Source organism: Chitinophaga sp. (genome assembly GCF_036569125.1).
Classification (GTDB): Bacteria; Bacteroidota; Bacteroidia; order Chitinophagales; family Chitinophagaceae; genus Chitinophaga.
In genome coordinates, this window is record NZ_DATCRF010000375.1 from 1 (window position 1) to 9,772 (window position 9,772).

Sequence of the window (9,772 nt, forward strand, 5' to 3'; positions counted from 1 at the left end):
CAGCCTCTTATTTCCCTATATTTGTCGGGATACGCTATTAATTCACCGATATGCTGCCCAATTCCACTTGCCGCTGTTTTTCCGCTATCCTCTTTTATTTATTGTTATTAATACCTTACCATGGATCCGGCCAGGATGGCCAGGCGCAGCAGCTGGTGCAATTAAGCAAGGCTATTAACAATGTGCCGGTTTATGATGCGCAGCGGCAGCACAGGATCGACAGCCTGAAGAAAACTTTAGCACAGGTAACACCAGCTGATTTCTCCAAACAATTTGATGTATATACGCTGCTGTACGAAGAGTACCGCCTTTTCCAATACGATTCATCTTACCACTATGCCCGTAAATTAGGAGAAACAGCTTTGTTGCTGAAGGATAACGGGCGTATTATGTATGCACGCATAAAGCTGGCCTTTTCCCTGTTATCGTCCGGCATGTATAAAGAGGCGTATGATTCTTTGGCCGGCATTCATACCCAATGGCTGCCGGATAGCAGCAAGGCGGAATATTATGCGTTGCTGGGCCGCTATTATTATGACCTGGGCGATTTTGACAATGACCAGTACCACACACCTGTTTATAATGTGCAGGGCAGCCGGTATATGGATTCTGCCCTGGCGCTGTTACCGGCCAATACTTACCAGGCCAGCTATTACCGCGGGTTAAAAGAGCTCAAGGCCGGTAATAAAGAGCGGGCATCTGAAATGCTTACGCAGCTGCTGAACGATCCTGCGCTTACACAGCACCAGGTAGCGGTAACAACCTCCACCCTCAGTGACCTGTACATCCGCAACGGGGAAACGGATAAAGCCATACAGCTGCTGGCAACCGCGGTAATTGCAGATATACAATCTTCCACCAAGGAAACTTCAGCCGCCTTTAACCTGGCCAGCCTCTTATATAAAAAGGGCGATGTAAGGAACGCCTCCCTGTGCATTAACCAGGCCGTGGCCGATGCGGAGTTCTACGGCGCCCGGCAGCGCAAGGTGCAGGTAAGCACCATACTGCCTTTTATTGAAGCGCAGAAGTTAAACATGGTAGAAAGCCAGAAAAGGAAGCTGCTCTTTTACGCCGCCACGGTAACGCTGCTGCTGTTACTGATCATTGGCCTGGCGGTAATTGTATGGCAGCAGGTAAAAAAGCTGAAAGCCGCGCAAAAGATCATTACCCGCGCCCATGTAAATGAGCTGGAAATTAACCGGCAGTTGGCTGAAACCAATGCCCGCCTGGAAGATGCCAATAAGATCAAGGAAAAGTACATAGGCTACTTCTTTAACTTTAACGCGGAGTTCTATGATAAAATAGAAAAGCTGAAAAAGTCGCTGGAACAAAAGGTGGCCGACCGTAAGCTGGACGATGTTAAGGCCCTCATCGCCAAAATAAACCTGCGCAAAGAAAAGGAAGAGCTGATCAGCAATTTTGACCATGCCTTTTTAAAGCTGTTCCCCAACTTTGTAACGGTATTTAATAGTATGTTCCGGGAAGAGGATCAATTATTATTAAAGGAGGGGGAGCTGCTGAATACCGATCTGCGGATCTTTGCCCTCATCCGAATGGGCATCCATGACAGTGAAAAAATAGCGCACATTCTCCAGTATTCTGTAAATACTATTACCACCTATAAAACCAAGATCAAGAACAAATCCATTGTGCCCAATGAGGAATTTGAGAAGCGTGTAATGGAAATAAAAGCGGTGTGATCTTCCCAAAACAACTCCATTTTCGCCTTTCAAATTGACATATATTAATTTAATTAATATAATTATAAGCCCTTTAATACCAATCTATTAAAGATCGCTGCTTTCTCTGTTATCGCTATATTTCTTATACTTCCCGCATATAATTTGACGGCGCCCGCCAACCACTCTTTCTTTGATGCCGGAATAAACTGATAACAACATTTCACGTAAAAACTGATCCAGGCCACAGCCGTAAAAACTGTAGTTCAAAACCACGGACAATTATCCCGGCCATTTTAGATCAATCAATCCCTAATTACAACCAAACGTTCGTTTATGACAAAAACAAGATCGCTTTCCACGTTCCTTTTGTGTTTGCTCATGCTTTTACAATGCTATCGCACCTATGCCCAGGAAACAATGCTCACCGGAACGGTTACCGATGAAACAGGAACGGGGCTAACCGGGGCCACCGTTGCCGTAAAGGGCGGCAAACAGGGCACCTCCACCGGGGCTGCAGGTAAGTTCAGCTTCATTGTACCTGCCGGCGTTTCCACCCTGCTTATTTCCTATGTAGGGTACGAAACCCGCGAGGTGCCTGTTACCGGCAAAGAGCTAAACATCCGGCTGCAGCCGCAGAACACCCTGCTGAATGCAGTGGTGGTAGTAGGTTATGGTACACAAAAAAGGGCAGACCTTACCGGCGCCATCGCCTCTGCCAGGGGAGAAGATATTAAAAGCCTGCCTGTAACCAATGTACAGGAAGCTTTACAGGGCCGCATGGCAGGCGTAGAAGTAGTTAAAAGCTCCGGCGCTCCGGATGCTACCGCCAGCATTATTATACGGGGTGTATCCTCACTGAACAATGCACCGCCCTTATATATCGTGGATGGTGTGCGCCAGTCAGGCGATAATATTAATATGCAGGACATTGCTTCTGTAGATGTGCTCAAAGATGCCAGCGCAGCCGCCATTTATGGCTCTGCTGCTGCCGGCGGCGTTATCATCATCACCACTAAAAAAGGGCAGGGAGCTAAGCCTACCATAAATTTCTCCGCCCGTTATGGCGTAACCACGCCCATGACGCTGGACCTGCTGGACCGTAATGATTTTGTAAAGCTGAAACGCACGCTGGATCCCAACTACCTCTCCGGCGTGGATGTGGATACCCTGCCCAATACCAACTGGGTAAAGGAGCTGTACGGCCATGCTAAGGAGGATAACTATAATCTTTCCGTATCCGGTAACACACCCGGTGTGAACTATTATGTATCTGCTTTTTACAACGGCCAAAGCGGTATTTACCGTAACAATTCATCTTACTTATCCGGCGCCCGTGTGAACACGGATTTTAAGATTGGTAAATATGTGAAGCTGGGCGAACAGCTGTATGTATGGAGCCGCAGCACCAAGCCGGAAATTGTAACCGCCATTAACCCGCCTTTCCGCTCCATACCCATTATGCCCGTATATGATACGCGGGATCCTAAAAGCCCCTGGGGTAAATCGCCTATTGGCTTTGGCGGGCCTAACCTGGTTGGGCAGATAGAAACCGCGCATATCCTGAACAACAAGTTCAATTTACAGGGAAATGTGTTTGCGGAAGTGCAGCTGCCTCTGTACCTTTCTTTCAGAACTACTTTTGGTTATACCTATTATAATGAGAACCAGAGCTACTTCCAGGATGCCTACAACTTTGGCCAGGTAGCTACCACCATTAACCAGCTGCAGAAGTTTAATGTGAACCAGCCCACTATTATGTCAAATTATACCTTATCGTTTGACCATGCTTTTGGTAAGCATGCATTGAATGCAGTGATCGGGTATGAGCAGTTTAAAACCACTTATAACTCGCAGTATGCCACGCAAACTTCAGTAGGCGGCAACTCCTTCAGCTTTATACAAACCTCTGCTTCGCAGGCAACGGTGAATGGCAGCTACGATCCTAATGGCTTAATAAAATCCACCTTTGCGCGGCTGAACTATAATTTCAACAGCCGTTATTATTTATCCGGCACCATCCGCCGCGATGGTAACTTCACGGTATTTGGCACCGGCAACCAATACGGCACATTTCCCTCCGGCTCCGCAGGATGGCGCATCAGCGAAGAGCCATTCTTCCGCTCTTTACTGCCGCAGGTATCCCAGTTAAAGCTGCGCGGCAGCTATGGTTTGCTGGGTAACAGCAACATTGGCGCGTACAAATTCCTTTCCACCTACGACCAGGTGAATGCGCAGAACTTTACCCCCGGTGGCGCGCCTTTTATTGGGGTAACGCCCACCTTTCTCTCTAATCCCAATGTGAAATGGGAAAGCGTATACGAAGGCAACATCGGTTTGGATGCAGAGCTGCTGGACAGTAAAATGTTCTTCACCATTGAGTGGTATAACAAAACCACTAAGAACATGCTGTACGGGTTACCCATCCCTTTAAGCTCCGGCATTACCACGCCCTTTTATACCAACATTGGATCGGTACGTAACCGCGGCCTGGAAATAGTGCTGGGATATAAAGACAAAGTGGGCGACTTCCATTACAGCGTAAGCGCTAACGGCGCCTTTAATAATAACAAGGTGCTGAACCTGGATAATATTAATAACAACCCCATCCTGGATGGTAACAACAACTATGGTAATGCTTCCTTTGGCATTATGGTGAACCAGCCTATTACCATTACCAAGGCCGGACTGGGTTTTGGACAGTTCTACGGCTACAGGGTGGAAGGTATTTATAAAACGGAAGATGAGATCAGCAAGCACCCGCAGCAGGAAGGCAACCGCGCCCGCCCCGGCGACCTGATATTTGCAGATGTGGATGGTAATGGCGTGATCAATGATAAGGACCGCACCGTGATCGGTAACCCGAACCCGAAGTTCATTTACGGCGCCAACATCCGGCTTGACTGGAAAGGTTTTGACCTGGCCATGTTATTCAATGGCGCTGCCGGTGTGGATATTTTTAATGGTGTAAAAGCATATGCCTCTTTTCCTTTTGCAGATGGCAACACCACCTCCAAAGTATTTAACGCCTCTTTCCTGGGCAGCAACCAGGTAACGGATCAGCCAAGGATAGATAATAATGATCCTAATGGCAACTACTCCAGATCCAGCAGCTACTATGTGGAAAGCGGCAATTATGTGAAGCTGAAGAACCTGCAGCTGGGCTATACATTTTCAGATGATCTTCTGAGAAGCGTGAGCATAAAAACTGCCCGCATTTATGTAATGGCCAATAACCTGTTCACCATTACCAAATATTCCGGCATTGATCCTGAGCTGTCGGGCACAGTAACGGCCCGCGGTATTGATGCGGTGTGGCAGTACCCGCATGCCCGTATTTATTCCGTAGGCCTGGACCTGGCTTTCTAAAACAATGCTTTTGCTTCACCAGAAACTGACAATTATGTACAAGAAAATATTTTCGTTAGCATTCCTTACTATTTTGTTTTATACCGGTTGTAAAAAAGATCCGGATACGGTAGCCCGAACAGATGTGTATAACAGCTTAAACTATCCCACCACGCTGCCTAACCTGTTTGCAGTGCTGGTGCCTGCATATGCCAACCTGCGATCCGCCGAGCTGCATGGCTTTAATTTGCTGTGTAAGGATTTTGCGGGTAGTGAGCATGTTACAGACCTGGCCTACCCCGGCGATGCTTCCTGGACAGAGCTTACGCTGAATAACATGAGCACCAGCAACAGCTACGCCAACGACCTGTGGATAGGGCTGTACCGCGGCATTAAGAATGCCAACATCTTTTTAGACCGTGCTGATTTTTATGAGCAGCAATATTCCTCCCCTGCTGAAAAAACGCAGATAGACCAGATGCGGGGCGAAGCGCGTTTCATGCGTGCACTCTACTACTTTTACCTGGAATGTTTTTTCGGCGAAAGCTATATCAGCGCCGGCGGCGCCGGTGGCGATAAAATGGGCGTGCCACTGATCACTACCATGGCTTCCTCCCTGGATGCTACGCAGGTGCCGCGCAACAGCACGAAAGAAGTATGGGACTTCATTACCACTGAGCTGCAGCAGGCCGCCACTTTATTAAAAGGCGCCCAATGGACCGGCGCCAATACCGGCCGTGCTACGGAATGGGCGGCCAAAGCCTTGCTGGGTAAGGCCTATGTATTTAACCAGAACTGGGCTGCCGCCAAACCCATATTGCTGGATGTAATTACCAACAGCGGTAAAACCTTAATGCCTTTCAGCAAGTATAAAGATGCATTTAACGGTATTGATGCCAATGAGTTTAACGAAGAATCCCTTTTTGAGATTAATGTGGACCGTAACTCTTTAGGCGGTTATGGCATTTTTAGTTTCAATAATAACCTTACTACCAGCCAGGGTTTGATATGGTCTCCCTGCATACTGGGAGATGACGGAACAGAGAAGAACGGCATTGGCTTAGGCTACTGCAACGAGTTTTTCCATGAAAAGAACCTGCAGCGTTTTGGCTTTAACCAGGGTACCTATAAGCTGGTCAGCAATCCTGCTTTTGATGCAAGTAAGCCCGCTACCTACCTGAACCCCAAAGAAGTGATAGATCCTGTTTATAAACAGCAATCGCTGGCAGCACGGGCCAACAAAACGGTAGACCCGCGCCTGTATGTAGCAGCGCTGCAGCCCTGGGTAGATTCTGCCAGCAATGACGGCGCTACCTGGCGGCCGGTATGCCGTTACATAGCCATGAAAGAGGAATTTAAAACCGTTTACAATGGCTGGAGCATGCGCAAGTTCGTAACCTACGATAACCTCATCTTTAACCGGCAGGCCGCTGCAGATGCAGCCAACTATTACCTGTTACGTTTAGCGGATGTGTACCTGCTGTATGCAGAAGCCAGCGCAAACACCAACGATAATGCTACTGCGTTGGAATACATTAACAAAGTAAAAAGAAGGGCCTACGGTTACCCGGTGAGCGCAGCCTCTCCCGTGGATTATAAAACCCTTACTGATAAAACCTCTGCAGCAGATGCCAACCTGGCTAATAACCCCCTGCGTTACGAAAGATGGGCAGAGCTGTTTGATGAAGGCCATTGGTGGTTTGATGTATGCCGCTGGCGCATTGGCAGCGGGGAAGCCGCTTACTACGCTACCTCTATGGCAGGCGGCAATATTAAGTGGAGCGATTCCAAATCTTATGTATGGCCTATTCCCGCCAATGAGATCAACACCAATAGCAGCATGAAGCAAAGCGCAGGTTACTAATTAATCATCAAAACGGATGTATGTTATTTAAAAGATTGTTTTTTATTTTCTCCGGTTTATGGATGCTGCAAAGTGCAGCAGCACAGGAAAATAATACCTTGCAGGTGCAGATGAATAAAGTACGGCTGTCCTTTTCTTTAGACGGGGACGGCCGTCCCGTATATGCGTTGGCGTATAATGGCCGCTCTGTGGTGGCTGCCTCGCGCCAGGGCTTTGTGCTGGAACAGGATAGCTTGTTCTACAAAGGGTTTACCATCACCGGTACAGAAAAAAGTTCCGTGAACGAAACCTGGCAGCCGGTATGGGGAGAGGTAAACAGCATCCGCAATCACTATGAGCAGCTGACCGTACATTTAAAGCAGCAGCAGTCGCCGGGTTATTTGCTGGATCTTGTGTTCCGGGTGTTTGAGGATGGGATGGGCTTCCGTTATGAATTTCCGCAACAGCCCGGCCTTAAATATTTTATAGTGAAGGATGAGCTAACGGAGTTTAATCTTACCAGCGATCCCACCACCTTCTGGATCCCCGGCGATTATGATAGTAACGAGTACGCTTACACGACCTCCAAGCTTAGCCAGGTGAATAATACCCAGCAGGTGCAAAGCGCTACGGATATTGCGGTGCGTACTGTGCCGGACCCTTATGCCGTGCAAACGCCGCTGATGATGAAAACGGAGGATAACCTGTATGTGAATATTCATGAAGCTGCGCTGATCAACTATCCCGCCATGCAGCTGCATGTAAATGGCGCGGCGCATCAGCTTACATCCAGCCTGGTGCCGGATGCTGTGGGGAATAAAGCTTACCTGCATGCACCCTGTAAAACACCCTGGCGCACTATTATTGTAAGTGATAAAGCGGCCGATGTGCTGGCCTCTAAGCTCATACTGAACCTGAATGAGCCGCCTGCCGCCACAGACCTTTCCTGGATCCAACCCATGAAATTTGTGGGTGTGTGGTGGGAGATGCAAACCGGTAAAAGTACCTGGAACTATGCGGATGCAGCCAGTGAGCGCGGTAAGGACGACCTGGTGCCCAACGGCCGCCATGGCGCAAACACGGCCAATGTAAAAAAGTACATTGACTTTGCTGCTGCCAATAATATTAAAGGCGTATTGGTAGAAGGCTGGAACACCGGCTGGGAAGACTGGTTCGGCAACTGGAAAGAGAATGTGTTTGATTTTGTAACGCCTTACCCTGATTTTAAGGTAAAGGAGATCCAGGATTATGCCGTGGCCAAAGGCGTGCAAATGATCATGCATAATGAAACCTCCGGCTCAGCCACTAACTATGAAAGGCAGCTGGACACTGCTTTCCGCTTTATGCAGGCCTATGGTTACCCGGCCGTAAAAACCGGTTATGTAGGTAAGATCATTCCCCGCGGGGAACATCATGACGGGCAATGGATGGTGAACCATTATGAGCGCGTAGCGCAAAAAGGCATGCAGTACCATATTATGATTGATGCGCATGAACCGCCCCGGCCAACCGGTTTACAGCGCACCTATCCCAACTGGCTGGCCTGTGAAGCGGGCAGGGGCAATGAGTACAATGCCTTCAGCAACGGTAATGCGCCGGAACATGAGACCATACTGCCCTTTACCCGTTTAATGGGCGGGCCAATGGATTATACGCCGGGCATCTTTAAATTAAAAGGCTATGCGCCCAATGTGCCGGACAGGCAGGTGCATACCACACTGGCCAAACAGCTGGCATTGTATGTAACTATTTACAGCCCGGTGCAAATGGTAGCCGACCTGCCGGAAAATTATGCTGCGCATGCCGATGCATTCAACTTTATAAAAGCCGTGCCGGTTGACTGGGATGATACCCGCATTATAGCCGCAGAACCGGGCGATTATATTACCATTGCCCGTAAGGAAAAAGGAAAATCTAACTGGTATATAGGCGCCATTACGGATGAGAACAGCCGCAAAACAGCCATACCACTGCAGTTCCTGGACAAAGGAAAAAAGTACCGCGCCACCGTGTATGCAGATGCGCCGGATGCAGACTGGAAAAAGAATCCGGAAGCTTACCAGATCAAAACGTCTGTTGTAGATGCAAATACTGTATTAACCGTTCAGCTGGCAGCCGGAGGAGGGGCTGCAATAGCCATTCAGCCTATGTAAATAACCCATTAAATTTTAACTACTATTCTTAAACCCAAACCCACGTATTATGAAAACAACTCTATGCCCGCCCGGGGTATTCCGGGCGGTACTGGCCCTTGTGCTATACGTATGCATGAGCCAATTACCCGTATACGCACAAAGTGACGGGCTACCCCGCGGCGCTAACCTGTTACCCTACCAGCGCTATGAAGCCGAAAGCGGTGCCCGTGGAGGCGGCGCCAGCTTACAATCCTCTCCCCAGTTTATACAAACAGATATTGCTGCTGAAGCATCGGACCAAAAGTATGTAAGCCTGGGTAGCAACGGCGCTTATGTGGAATGGACCTTATCCGCACCGGCACAGGGTTTTAACCTGCGCTTCACTATGCCGGATAACAGCACGGGCACCGGCACTTCCGGCACACTGGGCCTGTATGTAAATGATGTAAAGGTGCGCGATATTGCTCTCTCATCTTACTGGGCTTACCAGTATTTTCCCGCTGCAGATCCGCAGCAAACGCCCTCCGGCGGCAGCACCAAGATCCTGATGCGTTTTGATGAAGTACACTTTCGCCTGGATGCAGCTATCCAGGCAGGCGATAAGGTTACCATTAAAAAGGATAACAATGATGGTATTACCTATGGAGTGGATTTTGTTGAGCTGGAAGCAGTACCCACCGCGCTTACCTTACCGGCCAACTATTTATCTGTAACGGATTACGGCGCTAATGGTACGGATAATGCGGATGATTTTGCCGCCTTTACCC

The 9,772-nt window shown here is 48.7% G+C and carries 4 protein-coding genes and 1 pseudogene; all 5 read left to right on the plus strand.

The window, feature by feature from the left end; translation table 11 throughout:
* Positions 1–50: 50 nt before the first annotated feature.
* Positions 51–1,700, plus strand: coding sequence for a DUF6377 domain-containing protein (locus tag VIM87_RS13970; RefSeq protein WP_331997589.1), 1,650 nt, complete (start codon positions 51–53; stop codon positions 1,698–1,700).
* A 315-nt stretch (positions 1,701–2,015) separates the two neighbouring features.
* Positions 2,016–5,048 carry a TonB-dependent receptor gene (locus VIM87_RS13975; protein WP_331997590.1) on the plus strand — a complete coding sequence of 1,011 codons (3,033 nt, stop codon included), beginning with the start codon at positions 2,016–2,018 and terminating at the stop codon, positions 5,046–5,048.
* A 34-nt stretch (positions 5,049–5,082) separates the two neighbouring features.
* Positions 5,083–6,891 (plus strand): RagB/SusD family nutrient uptake outer membrane protein, encoded by a 1,809-nt coding sequence (locus tag VIM87_RS13980; RefSeq protein WP_331997591.1) that lies wholly within the window; start codon positions 5,083–5,085, stop codon positions 6,889–6,891.
* A gap of 20 nt (positions 6,892–6,911) precedes the next feature.
* Positions 6,912–9,023, plus strand: coding sequence for a glycoside hydrolase family 97 protein (locus VIM87_RS13985; RefSeq protein ID WP_331997592.1), 2,112 nt, complete (start codon positions 6,912–6,914; stop codon positions 9,021–9,023).
* 49 nt (positions 9,024–9,072) lie between these two features.
* Positions 9,073–9,772: pseudogene (locus VIM87_RS13990) on the plus strand (carbohydrate-binding protein); the annotation flags it as partial.